The organism is Sphingomonas pseudosanguinis, from assembly GCF_014196255.1.
Taxonomy (GTDB): Bacteria; Pseudomonadota; Alphaproteobacteria; order Sphingomonadales; family Sphingomonadaceae; genus Sphingomonas; species Sphingomonas pseudosanguinis.
Map to the genome: position 1 here is coordinate 74253 of NZ_JACIDH010000013.1, position 15962 is coordinate 90214.

At 66.9% G+C, this 15962-nt stretch carries 15 protein-coding genes; 6 read left to right on the plus strand and 9 right to left on the minus strand.

Translation table 11 applies throughout. From position 1 onward, the window contains the following. Nucleotides 1–115 precede the first annotated feature (115 nt). Together GGR48_RS13300 and clpS are read left to right on the plus strand one after the other, a co-directional pair. Entirely contained in the window at nt 116–3409 is a 3294-nt protein-coding gene (locus GGR48_RS13300) for an error-prone DNA polymerase (RefSeq protein ID WP_183952333.1), read from the plus strand. A gap of 354 nt (nt 3410–3763) precedes the next feature. Beyond that, nucleotides 3764–4108 (plus strand): ATP-dependent Clp protease adapter ClpS, encoded by a 345-nt coding sequence (clpS, locus tag GGR48_RS13305; protein WP_042486836.1) that lies wholly within the window; start codon nt 3764–3766, stop codon nt 4106–4108. 133 nt (nt 4109–4241) lie between these two features. Here the strand turns inward: clpS and GGR48_RS13310 are convergent, their stop codons facing one another. Next, nucleotides 4242–5174, minus strand: coding sequence for an NAD(P)/FAD-dependent oxidoreductase (locus tag GGR48_RS13310; protein ID WP_183952334.1), 933 nt, complete (start codon nt 5172–5174; stop codon nt 4242–4244). A 331-nt stretch (nt 5175–5505) separates the two neighbouring features. On the opposite strand from GGR48_RS13310, the gene katG reads away from it, so the two are divergent. Then, a complete protein-coding gene (katG, locus tag GGR48_RS13315; RefSeq protein ID WP_183952335.1) occupies nt 5506–7767 on the plus strand; it encodes a catalase/peroxidase HPI in 2262 nt (753 codons plus the stop codon). Between the two features lie 52 nt (nt 7768–7819). Further along, nucleotides 7820–8170 (plus strand): thiol-disulfide oxidoreductase DCC family protein, encoded by a 351-nt coding sequence (locus GGR48_RS13320; RefSeq protein ID WP_183952346.1) that lies wholly within the window; start codon nt 7820–7822, stop codon nt 8168–8170. 128 nt (nt 8171–8298) lie between these two features. Here GGR48_RS13320 and GGR48_RS13325 read toward each other — a convergent pair whose 3' ends face one another. Beyond that, nucleotides 8299–9033, minus strand: a complete 735-nt coding sequence (locus tag GGR48_RS13325; RefSeq protein ID WP_338110483.1) for a Crp/Fnr family transcriptional regulator — start codon at nt 9031–9033, stop codon at nt 8299–8301. A gap of 203 nt (nt 9034–9236) precedes the next feature. Here GGR48_RS13325 and murA point away from each other — a divergent pair, with 203 nt between their 5' ends. Beyond that, nucleotides 9237–10517, plus strand: coding sequence for a UDP-N-acetylglucosamine 1-carboxyvinyltransferase (gene murA / locus GGR48_RS13330; protein WP_183952336.1), 1281 nt, complete (start codon nt 9237–9239; stop codon nt 10515–10517). 138 nt (nt 10518–10655) lie between these two features. On the opposite strand, the gene GGR48_RS13335 is transcribed toward murA, so the two are convergent. The 7 genes from GGR48_RS13335 to GGR48_RS13365 all read right to left on the minus strand — a co-directional run bounded on the left by GGR48_RS13335 (nt 10656) and on the right by GGR48_RS13365 (nt 15270). Next, entirely contained in the window at nt 10656–12248 is a 1593-nt protein-coding gene (locus GGR48_RS13335) for a cisplatin damage response ATP-dependent DNA ligase (RefSeq protein ID WP_183952337.1), read from the minus strand. 7 nt (nt 12249–12255) lie between these two features. Next, entirely contained in the window at nt 12256–12441 is a 186-nt protein-coding gene (locus tag GGR48_RS13340) for a DUF1328 family protein (RefSeq protein ID WP_183952338.1), read from the minus strand. 67 nt (nt 12442–12508) lie between these two features. Next, the gene (locus GGR48_RS13345; protein ID WP_183952339.1) at nt 12509–12940 is read right to left on the minus strand and encodes a hypothetical protein; all 432 of its coding nucleotides are present in this window, start codon (nt 12938–12940) and stop codon (nt 12509–12511) included. 377 nt (nt 12941–13317) lie between these two features. Further along, on the minus strand, nt 13318–13650 hold the full coding sequence (locus tag GGR48_RS13350) for a hypothetical protein (RefSeq protein ID WP_183952340.1): 333 nt from the start codon (nt 13648–13650) through the stop codon (nt 13318–13320). A 100-nt stretch (nt 13651–13750) separates the two neighbouring features. Further along, nucleotides 13751–14248, minus strand: coding sequence for a Dps family protein (locus tag GGR48_RS13355; RefSeq protein WP_183952341.1), 498 nt, complete (start codon nt 14246–14248; stop codon nt 13751–13753). Between the two features lie 113 nt (nt 14249–14361). Next, nucleotides 14362–14919 (minus strand): TMEM165/GDT1 family protein, encoded by a 558-nt coding sequence (locus tag GGR48_RS13360; protein ID WP_183952342.1) that lies wholly within the window; start codon nt 14917–14919, stop codon nt 14362–14364. 12 nt (nt 14920–14931) lie between these two features. Further along, nucleotides 14932–15270 carry a hypothetical protein gene (locus GGR48_RS13365; protein WP_240455915.1) on the minus strand — a complete coding sequence of 113 codons (339 nt, stop codon included), beginning with the start codon at nt 15268–15270 and terminating at the stop codon, nt 14932–14934. A gap of 207 nt (nt 15271–15477) precedes the next feature. On the opposite strand from GGR48_RS13365, the gene rpmG reads away from it, so the two are divergent. After that, nucleotides 15478–15645 carry a 50S ribosomal protein L33 gene (gene rpmG / locus GGR48_RS13370; RefSeq protein ID WP_007407030.1) on the plus strand — a complete coding sequence of 56 codons (168 nt, stop codon included), beginning with the start codon at nt 15478–15480 and terminating at the stop codon, nt 15643–15645. The last annotated feature ends 317 nt before the right edge of the window (nt 15646–15962 follow it).

Sequence of the window (15962 nt, forward strand, 5' to 3'; positions counted from 1 at the left end):
GAGGGGGACCATGCGCAGCATGGTGGAGGGGGCGTGCGGCAAGGGATGCCCTTTGTGGCGCTCCCCCTCCGTCAGCGCTTACGCGCTGCCACCTCCCCGTGCCGGGGAGGATTAAGTGGCTGACTTCGCCGAACTGGTCGCGGCGACGCATTATTCCTTCCTCGACGGGGCAAGCCCGGCCGAGGACATGGTCGCGCAAGCCTATGCGTTAGGCCTCAAAGGCATCGGCATTGCCGACCGCAACACCGTCGCAGGGGTGGTGCGGGCGCTCAAGGCGTGGCGAAAGACTTGCGCCTCGGCGAAGGAGATCGGCGCTCCGCCACCGCCGACCCTCGTCGTCGGCGCACGCCTCGTCTTCGCCGATGGCACGCCGGACATCGTCACCTATCCGGTGAACCGCAAAGGCTGGGGACGGCTGACCCGGTTGCTGACGCTGGGCAACAAGCGGGCGCGGAAAGGGGGCTGTATCCTGGGGCTGGGCGACCTGACCCGGCATGCCGAGGATCTGCTGCTGATCGCCTTGCCAAAATCGAGCGCCCGGCCCTGCGAGCCGATGGCGGACGCGATGCTGCCCCCTCAGCGCGCCGATCCGGGACTGGCGGCGACGCTTGACCGGCTGGTGGCGGTGGCGCCGGGGCGGGTCTGGCTGGGGGTGACCATGCCGCGATCGGGGGCGGACCGGCGGCGGCTGGTGGCGTATGCCGCGCTGACCGAAGCGCGGGGCGTGCCGTTGCTCGCCACCACCGATGCGCTGTTCGCAACGCCTGCCGACCGACCGGTACAGGATATACTGACCTGTATCCGCGAAGGCCTGACCATCCGCACCGGCGGGCGGCGGCTGGCGGCCAATGCCGAGCGGCATCTGAAGCCCGCCGCCGAGATGGCGCGGCTGTTCGCCGATCGCCCGGCGGCGGTGGCGGAGAGCATCGCGATCCTCGACCGGATCGAGTTTCGGCTGGATCATATCTCCTACCAATATCCCGACGAGCCGATTCCACAGGGGTGGAACGCACAGGACTGGCTGGAGGAGCTGGTTCGACGTGAAGCCGCGGTGCGCTATCCGGGTGGCGTGCCTGCCAAGCTGCGCGCCCTGCTGGACGAGGAACTCTCGCTGATCCGCCGCTGTGGCTATGCGCATTATTTCCTGACCGTGCACGACGTCGTCCGCTTTGCGCGTAGCCTGACGCCGCCCATTCTCTGTCAGGGGCGCGGGTCGGCGGCCAATTCGGCGGTGTGCTGGGTCCTGGGCGTCACCTCGGTCGATCCGGTCCGGTACGACCTGTTGTTCTCACGCTTCGTCTCGGAGGAACGGCGCGAGCCGCCCGATATCGACATCGATTTCGAGCATGAGCGGCGCGAGGAGGTGATCCAGTATATCTACGAGCGATACGGCCGCCACCGCGCGGCCATCGCCGCGACCGTCATCCATTACCGCCCGCGCAGCACGGTGCGCGAGGTCGGCCGCGCGCTGGGCCTGAGCGAGGATATTACGCAAAGGCTGACCAGCACCGTCTGGGGCAGCTTTTCCAAGCAGTTCGAGGAAAAGCGCTTCCACGAAACCGGCTTCTCGCCCGATAATCCCGAGATTGCGCGGCTGCGCACCCTGGTCGACCGGCTGCTGGGGGCGCCGCGGCATCTGTCGCAGCATGTCGGCGGCTTCGTGCTGACGCAAGGGCGGCTCGACGAGACGGTGCCGATTCACAACGGCGCGATGGAGGGGCGCACCTTCATCGAGTGGGACAAGGACGATATCGACGAGCTAAAGATCATGAAGGTCGACATATTGGCGCTGGGCATGCTGACCTGCATCCGCAAGGCGTTCGACCTGATGGAGGCCCATGGCCTGCCGCGCCCCGATCTGGACACGCTGGCCCAGGACGAGGACCACCGTGTCTATAAGATGCTGCAACGGGGCGACAGCATCGGCGTATTCCAGGTGGAGAGCCGGGCGCAGATCAACATGCTGCCGCGTCTGAAGCCGAAGGAATTCTACGACCTGGTCGTACAGGTCGCGATCGTCCGGCCGGGGCCGATCGAGGGCGACATGGTCCATCCCTATCTGCGGCGGCGGGCGGGAACGGAGGTTGTCAGCTATCCTTCTCCCAAGGAGGGGCCAAAGGACGAATTATACCAGTTGCTCGGCAAAACGTACGGCGTGCCGTTGTTCCAGGAACAGGCGATGAAGCTGGCCATCGTTGCGGCTGGCTTCACCCCTGACCAAGCCAATGAGTTGCGCCGCGCGATGGCGACGTTCCGTAATGTCGGGACCATTCAAGGGTTTCGGGAAAAGATGGTCGGCGGGATGGTGCGACGCGGCTACGAGCTCGAATTCGCCGAGCGCTGTTTCAAGCAGATCGAGGGCTTCGGCTCTTACGGCTTTCCCGAAAGCCATGCGCTGTCCTTCGCGCGGCTGGTCTATGTCTCGGCCTGGCTGAAACGGCATCAGCCCGCGATCTTCACCTGCGCGCTGCTCAATGCGCAGCCCATGGGCTTCTACGCCCCCGCCCAGCTCGTCCGCGACGCGCGCGAGAATGGCGGGGTCGAGGTGCGGCCGGTCGATGTGAATTTCAGCGGCTGGGACAATCGGCTGGAGGCCTGCACGGACGGGGCGTTTGCGCTACGGTTGGGCTTTCGCCAGATCGACGGGTTTCGCGAGACATGGGGCACGGACATCGCGGATCATGCCCCCTATGAGACCATCGAGGCGGCCGCGATCCGGGCGCAGCTTCCGCGCCGTGCGCTCGACCTGCTGGCGCAGGCGGATGCCTATCGCTCGCTGGGGCGCGGGCGGCGCGAGGGACAGTGGGAGGCGCGGCGGATGAAGTCGGCGCAGCTGCCGCTGTTCGCCGCGATGGAGGCGCCCGAAATGGCCGTCGAGCCCGATGTTGCGCTGCCGCCCATGCCGCTGTCCGAACAGGTCAGCGCCGATTACCGCGCGACGCGACTGTCGCTGAAGGGCCATCCCATGGCCTTCCTGCGCGCCGAACTGGCGGCGGAAGGCATCCTGTCGGCCGCCGAGCTCAACCGGCTGGCCGATGGGCGGCGGGCCAGGGTCGCGGGCGTGGTGCTGGTCCGCCAGCGACCGGGCAAGGGCAATGCGATCTTCGTCACGATCGAGGACGAGACGGGCATCGTCAACGCGCTGCTCTGGGCGCGCGATTTCGAGGCGAACCGGCGCGCGGTGATGGCCTCGCGGCTGATGCTGATCCACGGCGTCGTCCAGCGCAGCGAGGAGGGCGTCGTCCACCTGATGACGGCGGGCGTCGAGGATCGCAGCGCGATGCTCTCGCGGCTGGAGGACGTGCCCGTCGCGCCCACCCGCTCGCACGATCCGCGCGGGACGCCGGCACAACGCGGCGTCCATCCCCGTGATGTCCGCCTGCTGCCGCGCTCGCGCGATTTCCATTGAGGCGGGGGTGTTCGGGCTGTGCCCAGTCTTCCCTCGCCCTTCGTAGAGGGGAGAGGGTTGCGTAGACTTAGGCTTTGCAAAGCAAAGCTTTAGTCGGAGCTGGGTGAGGGGTGAGCGCTCGCCCGGCGAGCGCGCGAGCCCCTGGGCTCGCTCAACCCCTCACCCAAGCTGCGCTAGCCAGCACGCTGGCAAGCTCCGCTAACCCTCTCCCCTGTCCAGGGGAGAGGAAGGACCGACCAACACATGCCGAATTATCCGATCGCCCCCAGCCCCAAGGGCTTGTGCGCACCCCCCGCCATGCCATATTTTACTGCCATGGCCCAGAACAGCGACATCCTTACCCATCCTCTGGGAATGGCCGGCAATGGTCCCGGGCAAGGCCCCGACCATGGCGACGATGAGGGCAACGGCCTGGGCGTCGCGACTCGCACCCGCACGCGGACCAAGCAGCCGACGCCGTATCGTGTCCTGATGCTCAACGACGATTACACCCCGATGGAGTTCGTCGTGCTGTGCCTGCAGCGCTTCTTCCGCATGAGCATGGACGACGCGACCCGCGTGATGCTCCACGTCCACCAGCGCGGCGTCGGTGTCTGCGGGGTCTTCTCCTATGAGGTCGCCGAGACCAAGGTGGCGCAAGTGATCGACTTCGCCCGCGCCAACCAGCATCCGCTGCAATGCACGCTGGAGAAGGCGTAATCCAGGACCGATCCTCCCCGATACGAGGAGGTGGTAGGCCGCAGGCCTGACGGAGGGGGCTTCCAACGCAGGACGTTCCTATCGGCCAACCACCCCGCGCTACTATGGTCACCCTCTTCGTAACGGAGAGGGCTTATCCGATCAGCCGTTCCGCCGCCTGCCGCCCGGAAAGCCACGCGCTCTCCACCCTCGGCGCGATCAGCCAGTCGCCGCAGGCCGCCAGTCCGATCTCGGGGCGTGCATAGGCGCAGGTTCCCGCCTTGCCCGAGCGGGCGTAGCGCCAGCGATGCGCGGCCGCGTGGACAGGGGCGGGATGCGGTCCCGTCTGGTCCGCGAACGCTCGGCTTAGCGCCGCCACGACCGCCTCGCGATCATGCTCCAGATGCTGGCGCGACCAGTCGGCGGTCGCATGGATCGTCCAGGCCTCGCCGCCGTCATGGCCGGGCTTGGCGGGGTTTCGCGCGGCAATGTCGATCGGGGCGCCGACCTGCGGCAGGTCCGCCACCGCCAGCGGCGTGTCGAAGCCCAGCATCACCGTCCAGCATGGCGCGGACGGATGCGCCCTGGCCAGGTCCGCCAGCGTCGGGTCGATCGGTGCGGCCAGATCGGCGGTCTGTTCGGCGGGCAGGGCGAGCACGGCGATGTCGAACGGCCCTTCCACCCCGTCGTCATGCGTGAACCGCCAGCCGTCCCGATCTTGCGCGATGGTGCGGATATGGCTCGACCATCGGACATCCCGCAGCCCGGCCATGTGCGCGACGATGCTGGCCATGGTGGGCAGCCCGACCCAGGCGTCCTCGCCGGCGGTGGGCCAGCGTGCGACGATACCCGCCCGCTCCCATTCGGCGACCTGCGTCCGGAAGGCCGGATCGCGCGCGGTCAGATATTGCGCGCCATAGTCGAAGACGAAGTCATGGCCCGCCGCCGATACGGGCTTGCTCGACATGCGTCCGCCCGGGCGGCGGCCCTTGTCTAACAGACGGACCGCATATCCCGCCGCCGCCAGTCGTGCGGCGCAGGCCAGTCCGGCGATACCCGCACCGATGATCCCTGCCGATCGTGTCATACGCCCTTTGCCCCCGCCATGCCCGTGGATGGACGAAGGTACGCGCGGTCGCGGCAAATGATCCGCATTCTTCGCCAAGCACCCACCTTGATCCATGATCATTTTTTGCCGGGCACGCCCCCAAAACGAGGATCAACCGCACGGCGGACACGTTGTAGCGCGCGAGAAGCGGCGGCTTTGCCCGCCTTTGAGTCAGGGCATGCCGCTATTTTCACCGCGCAGCACCGATCGCATGGGAACCGGGAAGGATGGGCATTGCCCTTCATCTTGCCCGCCTTTGCCGGCGGCCGCGCGATTTTCTTTCCCGCTATGGCGAGCATGAGGCGAAGGCATGGAAGACTATAAGACGGTACTCGAAGGCAAGTGCCCCTTTGGCGGCGACCGCATCGGCGGCGCCTTCACCACGCCGCCGACGCTGGCCGACTGGTATCCCAACCGCCTGCGCGTCGAGCAGCTGCACCGCCACGGGCCGCGCGCCAATCCGCTGGGGGAGGATTTCGACTATCGCGCCGAATTCGCCAAGATCGACCTCGATGCGCTGAAAGCCGAGATCAAGCGCTTCCTGACCAGCTCGGTCGCGTGGTGGCCGTCCGACTATGGCAATTACGGGCCGCAGATGATCCGCATGTCGTGGCACTCGGCGGGCAGCTATCGCATCGCCGACGGGCGCGGCGGGGCGGGCGAGGCGATGCAGCGTTTCGCGCCGATCAACAGCTGGTGGGACAATGGCAATGTCGACAAGTCGCGTCGCCTGCTCTGGCCGATCAAGCAGAAATATGGCGCAGGCCTGTCCTGGGCCGACCTGATCGTCCTGACCGGCAATTGCTCGCTCGAGATCATGGGGCTGCCGACCTATGGCTTCGGCGGCGGGCGCGAGGACGCATGGGAAGCGGACGACGCCACCTATTGGGGGCCCGAAGTCTTCGACATGACGAAAGTCGGATCGTTCGACGAGATGGTCAATCGCGACAAGCGTTGGCGGGGCCAGAATGGCGATGCGGATTACGATCTGGAGCAGCCGCTCGCCGCCTCGCACCAGTCGCTCATCTATGTGAACCCGGAAGGGCCCTATGCCAGCGGCGATCCGATGGCCTCGGCGCGCGACATCCGCATCACCTTCACCCGCATGGCGATGAACGATGAGGAGACGGTGGCGCTGATCGCGGGCGGCCATGCCTTTGGCAAGAGCCACGGCATGGTGAAGGCCGACCGCATCGGCGCGCCGCCCGAGATCGCACCGATCGAGGAAATGGGCCTGGGCTGGCACAACCCGGAAGGCACCGGCAATGCCGAGTTCACCATGACCAACGGCATCGAGGGCAGCTGGACTCAGAACCCGACCCAGTGGGACAACAGCTATCTCGAAAACCTACTGGGCCTGGAATGGGAACAGACGCGCAGTCCTGCGGGCGCGCTGCAATGGACGCCGGTCAGCGGTGACGCCCCGCGCACGCCGGATGCGCATATCGAGGGCAAGACCCACGCGCTGATGATGATGACCAGCGACATCGCGCTGAAGGTCGATCCGGTCTATCGCCCGATCTGCGAGCGCTTCCTCCATGATTTCGACTATTTCACCGAGCAGTTTTCCAAGGCGTGGTACAAGCTGACCCACCGCGACATGGGACCGCGCGAGCGCTATGTCGGGCCGGAGGTGACGATCGAGCCGGACCTGTTGTGGCAGGACCCGATCCCGACGCGCGATTACGAGCTGATCGACGGCGCCGACATCGCGCAGCTGAAGCAGCAGATCCTCGACAGCGGCCTGTCGGTGTCGGACCTGGCCTTCACCGCCTTTTCCGCCGCCGTCACCTACCGCGACAGCGACAAGCGCGGCGGTGCCAACGGTGCGCGCCTCGCGCTCGCCCCGCAAAAGGACTGGGCGGTCAATCGTCGTACCGTCCCCGTCATCGCCAAGCTCCGTGAGATCATGGGCGCGTTCAACGACGGCGCGAGTGGTGGCAAGCGCGTGTCGCTGGCCGATCTGATCGTGCTGGGCGGCTGCGCGGCGGTGGAGAAGGCGGCGGCGGATGCGGGCGTGGCGTTGGAAGTGCCGTTCACCGCCGGGCGTCGTGACACCACCGATGAACTGACCGATGCCGACAGCTTCGAATGGCTCAAGCCCGTGGTCGACGGCTTCCGCAACTATGTCGACGAGAACTTCGCCAAGGTGACGGCGGGCCGCGTCGCGCCCGAGGAGCTGTTCCTCGACAAGGCGGCGCTCTTGAAGCTGAGCGCCCCCGAATGGGTGGTGCTGACCGGCGGCCTGCGCGCGCTGGGGGCGAATTGGGACGAGAGCGAGGCGGGCGTGTTCACCGACCGGGTGGGCGTGCTGAGCAACGACTTCTTCCGCGTGCTGACCAGCATGGACTATGTCTGGACCAAGCAGGACGAGGGCGGCCTGCGCTTCACGCTCGACGACCGCGACAGCGGTGAGACGCGCTACACCGCCACGCGCAACGACCTGATCTTCGGGGCGAACTCACAGCTGCGCAACATCGCCGAATTCTATGCCGCCGAGGACGGCCATCCCCGCATGGTCCGCGACTTCGTGACGGTGTGGAACAAGGTGATGACCGCCGATCTTTTCTGATGGCGATGGGGGCGATCCGATTCGGGCCGCCCCGACCATCGGCGGAGGCGATCTGGCGCGGGTGACGGTCTGGTATGACGGCGGCTGCCCGCTGTGTCGGCGCGAGATCGTGGCGATGCGGCGGCTGGATCGTCGCGGACGGATCGCATTCATCGATGTCGACCGGAATGACGGCGGCACCTGTCCGATCAATCGGGCCGCGCTGCTCGCGCGCTTCCATGCGCGGGAGGATGACGTGATGCTGTCGGGTGCGGCGGCCTTCGCCGCGATGTGGCGCGCGATCCCGCTGCTGCGCCCCTTGGGACTGCTGGCCCGGCACCGTCCGGTGCTGGCGCTATTGGAGCAGGGCTATCGCCTGTTCCTGCGCGCGCGTCCGACCCTGCAACGCTGGGCCAGGCATTAGAGAAGGATGACATGAGGTGGATTCGTCATTGCGAGCGTAGCGAAGCAATCCAGTGTCCAGGCAAGACGCTCTGGATTGCTTCGCTACGCTCGCAATGACGGCTTGGGTCAAACTGACGTTATCCCGCTCTAGCGCGCGGCGGGCAGCCAGCTCAGGTCCAGCCCCTCGAACCGGTCGACATAGCGCGCCTCGTTCACCAGCCGCGCCTCGTCGAGCAGCTGGACACGCCCGCCCTTGCGGGTGATCAGCCCTTCCTCCTCCAGCTGGCGCAGCATTCGGTTCACATGCACCGCCGTCAGGCCGATCGCATCGCCCATCTCCTCCTGCGTCAGCCCCAGCGCGAAGGAATCGCCGACCTCCACCCCCGCCTGGCGCATCTGGGCGCGCAGCGACAGGAGCAGCGTCGCGACCCGCTCGCGTGCCGAGGTGCGGCCCAGCCCCGCCAGCCGGTCGGTGGTGATCACCCGCTCGATCTGGTTGAGGACGAGGAGCAGGCTCATCAGCCGGGGATGATCCTCCGCCAGCCGCGCCATTTGCGCGCGTTCGAAGGCGCAGACGACCGAATGGGCCACCGCGACCACCGTGTCGAGCGATCGGCCATAGACCAGCGCGGACAGCGCGAAGAGGTCGCCGGGATACAGGAAGCGGACGATCTGCCGGCTGCCATCGTCGAGCAGGACATAGCACATCAGCACACCCTGCTGGACCACGAACAGCTCGTCGTTGCGCGCATGCTCGTCCATCAGCACCGCGCCCCGCCGGAGCGACCGGGGCCGCTCCTCGAACCGGGCCAGCGTCTGGCGTTCGGCCGGGGTCAGCGTGATCCATTTGTCGAGGCGATCCGCAAGTCCGCTTTTTGACACTGACACTCCATTTCAACAGCGGATGCGTGCCTTAGCCACGGAGGACACGGCGACGCATTAATATCGATCAACCGGCCCTTTTCGCGCGTACGGGCGCGATTTCGCGAACCGGTCCGGCCGCCGTCACGGGCCGGCGGATTGCGGGGGCAAAAGCGTGTGCCACCCTTGGCGGTGGCGCGTGCGTCCGCTAGGAGGGCCGGTCTATGGACCGTATCCTCATTCGCGGCGGCAACCGGCTGTCGGGCCGCCTGAAAATCTCGGGCGCGAAGAACGCCGCGCTCACCCTGATGCCTTGCGCGATCCTGACCGACGAACCGGTCACGCTGCGCAACCTGCCGCGCCTCGCCGACGTCGACGGCTTTGGCCATCTGCTCAACCAGATCGGCGCGTCGACGCGGGTCGAGGGCACGCGTCCGGAGGATTTCGGCCGGGTCATGACGATCCGCGCGGGGCAGCTCTTCTCGACCGAGGCGCCCTATGACATTGTGCGCAAGATGCGCGCATCGATCCTGGTGCTCGGCCCCATCCTGGCGCGCATGGGCGAAGCGCGGGTGTCGCTGCCCGGCGGCTGCGCGATCGGCAACCGCCCGATCGACCTGCACCTGAAGGCGCTGGAGGCGCTGGGCGCCGAGATCGAGCTGACCGCCGGTTACGTCAAGGCCAGCGCGCCGGGCGGCCGCTTGCCTGGTGGACGCTATACCTTCCCGGTGGTGTCGGTCGGCGCGACCGAGAATGCGCTGATGGCCGCCGTCACGGCCAAGGGCACCTCGGTGCTGGGCAATGCGGCGCGCGAGCCCGAGATTGTCGACCTGTGCCGGTTGCTGATCGCGATGGGCGCGCGGATCGACGGCGTCGGCACCGAGACGCTGACCATCGAGGGTGTCGATCGGCTGCACGGCGCGACCTATTCGGTGATGCCCGACCGGATCGAGGCGGGCTCCTATGCCTGTGCCGCGGCGATCACCGGCGGCGATCTGGAGCTGGTCGGCGCCTGTGCCGAGGACATGCGCGCGACGCTGGCTGCGCTGACCGAGGCGGGCGTCACCGTCGAGGAGAAGCGCGATTCGATCCGCGTCACCGCGCACGGCCCGCTCCAGCCGCTGACCCTGTCGACCGCGCCCTATCCGGGCTTCGCCACCGACATGCAGGCGCAGTTCATGGCGATGCTGTGCAAGGCGGGGGGCACCAGCACCCTGACCGAGACGATCTTCGAGAACCGCTACATGCACGTGCCCGAGCTGGCGCGGATGGGCGCGGACATCCAGGTCCATGGCCGCACCGCGATGGTGAAGGGCGTCGACAAGCTGACCGGCGCGCCGGTGATGGCGACGGACCTGCGCGCCTCGATGAGCCTGATCCTGGCCGGTCTGGCAGCGGAAGGCGAGACGTCGGTCAGCCGCGTGTACCACCTCGACCGTGGTTATGAGCGGTTGGAAGAAAAGCTGTCGGCCGTCGGCGCGGACATCGAGCGCGTCGGGGATTAAGGGCACATCCACCCTCACCCTTCCGGTGCTTCGCACCTCCCTCCCTCTCCCAGCGGGAGAGGGAAGGGGCCCGCCCGCGTTAGCGGGTGGGAAGGGTGAGGGCGGTATCTGCGGGGCCTTCGAAGAGGCCTTCCAGCCCTACGTCACCAACCGTTTCAACGTCTCCACCCGGTCCGCCTCGGCGGCGGGTTTGTCGGTGCGGATGCGGGCGATGCGGGGGAAGCGCATGGCGACGCCGGATTTGTGCCGCTTCGACTCGTGGATCGAATCGAATGCGATCTCCAGCACCAGCGTCTTTTCCACCTCGCGCACCGGGCCGAAGCGGTGGACGGTATGCGCACGCACGAACCGATCGAGCTGGCGCAGTTCCTCGTCGGTGATCCCGGAATAGGCCTTGCCGACGGGCAGCAACTCGCCCTCCTCGGTCCAGCAGCCGAAGGTATAGTCGCTATAATAGCTCGACCGGCGGCCATTGCCGCGTTGGGCATACATCATCACACAATCGGCGGTCAGCGGGTCGCGCTTCCATTTGTACCACAGGCCGACGCGCCGCCCGCCGCTATAGGGAGAATCTCGCCGCTTGAGCATCACGCCCTCGATCGCCGCGTCGCGGGCGGTGGCGCGTAAGGCTTCGAGGGCGGTGAAATCCTCCGCCTCGATCACCGCGCTGACGTCGAACCGGTCGGGATCGAGTTTGGCGGCGAAAGCCTCCAACCGCTGCCGCCGCTCGGTCCAGGGGAGGGCGCGCACATCCTCGGTCCCGTCGACCAATATGTCATAGAGCCGGACGAAGGCGGGATAATCGGCCAGCATCTTCGCCGACACCGTCTTGCGCCCGAGGCGTTGCTGGAGCGCGTTGAAGCTGGCGGCGCCCCCGCCATCCTCCAGCGTGCCGCCCTGATGCTCGCCCTTGACCAGCAGCTCGCCATCGACTGCACCGACCTTATCGAAGGCGCTGGCGACATCGGGAAAGGCGTGGGTCACGTCGTCGCCGGTGCGGCTATAGAGTCGCGTCTGGCCCGCGACATGGACGATCTGCACCCGGATGCCGTCCCATTTCCATTCGGCGGCATAGTCGGTCAGGTCGACCCGCAGATCCTCCAGCGGATGCGCGAGCATGAAGGGGCGGAAGACCGGCACATCGGCGGGTGTCGGCTGCGCGCCGGTGCCCTCGCCCCAGGCGAAGAGTTCGGCATAGGGCGGCGACAGGCCGTGCCAGACCTCTTCCACCGCCTCGACATCCAACCCGAAATATTGCGCGAAGGCGGTCTTGGCGAGACGGGCGGACAGGCCGATGCGCAGGCCCCCGGTCGCCATCTTGAGCAGCGCGAACCGCTCCTCCGCCGTCATCCGGTCGAGCATGTCGGCCAGCACGGCGGGTGCGTCCGAGCGCGACAGGTGCCGCAACCGCTCCACTACCGCGCTGACCGACAATGGCATGGGGTCGAGCGGGCGTTCGGGTGCGGGCCAAAGCAGAGCGACCGTCTCGGCCGTGTCGCCGACATAGTCGCGGCTCATGCGGAACAACACGGGGTCGATCCGCTGCTCGATCAGCGCGCGGATCAGCGCGGGCTTGACGCCCGGCAGGTCGAGATCGCCCGTCAACGCCGCCATCGCCCAACCCCGGTCGGGATCGGGCGTGGCGGCGAGGTAATCCGCGACCAGCTTCAGCTTGGCATTGCGCGAGCGCGTATAGATCAGCGCATCGAGCAGGGCCGCGAAGTCGCGCATCGACGCGTCAGTCGATCGCGTTCTTCACCGACTTGCCCGCGACCAGCCCGAGCACCAGGAAGATCACGAACAGCGCGATCGCGATGAAGAACAGGATCTTGGCGATCCCGACGAACGCGCCGCCAATGCCACCAAAGCCGAGCGCACCCAGCACGAGGCCGGCGACGAGAAAGATGATGGCGAGCTTGAGCATGGGGCAATCCTCCTGACCTGATAGGAGGGTAACCGGCGGGGAGGGTTGCTGTTCCGCTTACGGATCGTCAGAACGCCAGCGGATGCAGATCGGGTTCGGCCCAGTTCCGGCGCGCCGCCACGCTGAACAGGATCTCGCGGCTCCAATGGGCGAGAAGCCAATCCGGACTGCCGAGGCGAGAGGTCATCAGCGCGGCATGGACGATATGCAGGGGCACCGTTTCCGCATGGCCGGCAAGGCAGAATGCGGCACCGCGCATCGATGCCAATGTGATCGTGTGATGATAGCCGCTCGTGTCGGTGTTCGCGATATGGGTTGCTTCGTTATATCGGGTGATGAGCGCTCGTATTGCGTCTGCCTTGGCCAAGTCTGGGCGATGGCGGCATAGCCAAAGCGCCGCGGCGAAGTGACCCGCATGGGTCCATTCGCTTTTGGGCAAGGTATGATCGATCAAGCCGGATGCCACATGCTCGATGGCGTCGTCGTCGGTAAAATACATGGCCTTATTGTCCTTGGGAAAAGGCCCAACCGGCATAAAAAACCCCGCCGATTGGGCGGGGTGGTCAGCATCGGACTGATGAATAGGGTTCAGCTATCCCATGAGCCGAGCGCGCGCACAGACACCGCCGTCAGATTGCGGCGATCGTGTTGGGTCGGAGCGAATGCGCGGTTCATGGGCCGATTTTACGGTTTTGCAATTTCGCCATCAAGCCGGTTTTCGTGCCAAACGAGACGCAGAGAAAGGCCCCCTTTTGCGCCCTGCGGGACGTTATCGGGTCCTGCCATGCACATGCGGGTTGGCCTAGGCAACGGCATAACCGCACGGCCGGGCGATACCGCGCGCCGCTATACGCTACGTGCGTGATGGCGTGCGTGTCAGGCGAGTCGCTGCGGTGTCGGGTCGCCACGTTCCTCGATAAGCTGCGCACGGGCAGTCGCGAGGCATTCGGCATAATGGACGCGCACGGCATCCAGGGGCACGCCCGACAGGGCTGACAGGCGTTCCAGCGTCGCCTGTTCAGTCAGCGTCGCCACGATGCCGGCTGCGATGTTGTCCGACAGGCCCAGGATCTGCACCACATTCCTGGTCGCGCGCGAGCGCTGGCGGAATTCGAAATCCATCAGCCGCGCCGATTCGAACTCTTCCTTTTTCCGAAAGGCGCGGCCGAGATCGAAGACCATGATCTTGATATAGGGGGAGCCGGTCATCGGGAAAAGCCGGCGGTATCGCCCGGTTCTCCCGGCAAGGCGGATATGAAAAAGCCCCGGCTCTCACCGAGGCTTTTCCTGCGTCATCGAGCGGGCCGAATCACCCCTTGCGGCCGGCCTCGAACAGGAACCAGGCGCGTTCCTCGGCCTGGTCGGTCCATTCGTCGACGATGCCGCTGGTGGCATTGTCCTTGGCTTCCTCGGCGGCGTCCTTCACCACGCGGAAGCGCTCGACCAGCTTGAGATTATCGTCGCGCAGCTCGACCAGCATGTCGGCGGCGGAGACGAATTCGTGGTCATTGTCGACGATGGTCTGGCGGCGCGCGATGTCGCCGATCGAGCGCAGCGTGACGTTGCCGGTCTTGCGCACGCGCTCGGCAATGGCGTCGGTCACGCCCAGGATCTGTGCGGCCTGATCGTCGAGCATCAGGTGATAGTCGCGGAAATGCGGGCCCGAGACGTGCCAGTGGAAATTCTTGGTCTTCAGGTACAGCGCGTAGCAGTCGGCAAGCGTGCCGTTCAGCGCATCGGCGACGCTGGCGGTGGCGTTGCGGCTCAGGTCGGTCGGCGTATCGAGCGCCGGGTTGATATCGGACATGGATAGGCTCCCGCTATCGATAGTGTTGCTGTCTGGATCGTTGCGTGAACGATCCGATGACGCAAACGCTCCCGCAAATCCATGCGTAAAGCCCGCGCAGAGTGATCGACGCCCTAGATCAGGCCCCGGGCGGACAGGGCGATGATGGCGCCGGTGAGCAACATCACCGCGCCGCCGCCGATCCGGATCAGGCGCAGCGGCAGGTGTCGCCAGCCCCGTTCGCCCAGCAGGATGGCGGGCAGCACCGCGCCCGCCGTTCCGATCAGTGCACCGGGCAGCGCCGCCCAGGGCAGCGACGACCGCGCGGCGGCCATCGCGATGACGAAGGCGGGCGAATCGGCCAGCATGATCGCCCCGCCGCCCAGCATCGCGGTGCCGAACGCGCCCAGACGCGGAGAGCCAAAGGGCGACACGCGCGGTGGCAGTCGTCCCAGCAGGCCCGCGCCTGCCAGACCGATCGCGAGCCCGAGCAACAGGGTCCGCGTCTCCGGCGTCAGGCTGGGGGCGATCGTGACGCCCAGCTGGACCGCGAGGCCAACGACGATCAGTTGCGCGGCCAGGACGCCCAGCATCACCGCGCCCGGCCGGCCGGTCCGATCGGTCGTCTGCGCCGCCAGCGCGGCCACCCGTCCGGCGCCCTGCGCGAGCAGCGCGACGACCAGCGCGATCATCAGCACATCCATTCAGCCCGCCAGCCGCGCCGAACAGGCCAGCGCGAATCGGTCGGCGGCTTCATAATCCTGCCGCTCGCTCGCCACCGCCTCGGTCAGCATCGCCAGCCAGCCATGGACGGGCGGCGGGGTTTCGCTGCGTGCCAGGACGCGTTCGATGAAATGGGTGACGGTGACGGCGGGGGTCAGGCCATGCGCATGGGCGATCCGGCGAATCGTCTCCACCTTGGCCGCCAGATCGGGGGCGGCAGCATAGGGGACGCTGACGTCCAGCGCCGCGATTCGCGCCCAGAGCTGCGCGCGGACATCCGCCGCCGATTCGCCCGTACCGCCCGATTCGCTTTCACCCATTGGCCTTCGTCCCATGGCGTTTCCATCCGGCCTTGGTGGCCGACACCCCGCCCGTGCGGGGATGTGACGCTATGCCCATCCGCGTAAAGAGCGGCTTAAATGGGGCGAAAAGCTTGACTCATGCGGGCCCATGGGCCATGGGCGGCGCTTATATAGCGGCGGCTCCGGCTGCCGCTTTCGCTTTTTCACGCATACAGGAACCAGGTCATGGCCAAGCCGACCACCGTCAAGATCAAGCTCGTCAGCTCGGCTGATACCGGCTTCTTTTACGTCACGAAGAAGAACCCGCGCACCAAGACCGAGAAGCTGAGCTTCAACAAGTACGACCCGGTCGTGCGCAAGCATGTCGAGTTCAAGGAAGCCAAGATCAAGTAATTCGCGAGGGGGCGACCGTTCGCGTCGCCCCGTGAATGCTTGAAGGCGTGAAGCCGCCGTCCGTCAGGGGCGCGCGGCTTTTTGTCGTTAATATTCTTCAGGCTGAACGTCGATCTTGCCGCTCCCCTCCCGCAGGCGGGAGGGGATGGGGGAGGGTAAGCCACAAGCACTGGTCTCTGCGAGGCGTCCTGGGGGGGCCCCCCCCCCCCCCCCCCCCCCGGCGGGGGGGGGGGGGGGGGGGGGGGGGGGGGGGCGGACGCACCCCCGCCCGCCGCGCAGGCCCCCCGGCCCCCGCGCGGGGGGGGGCCCCCCCACCA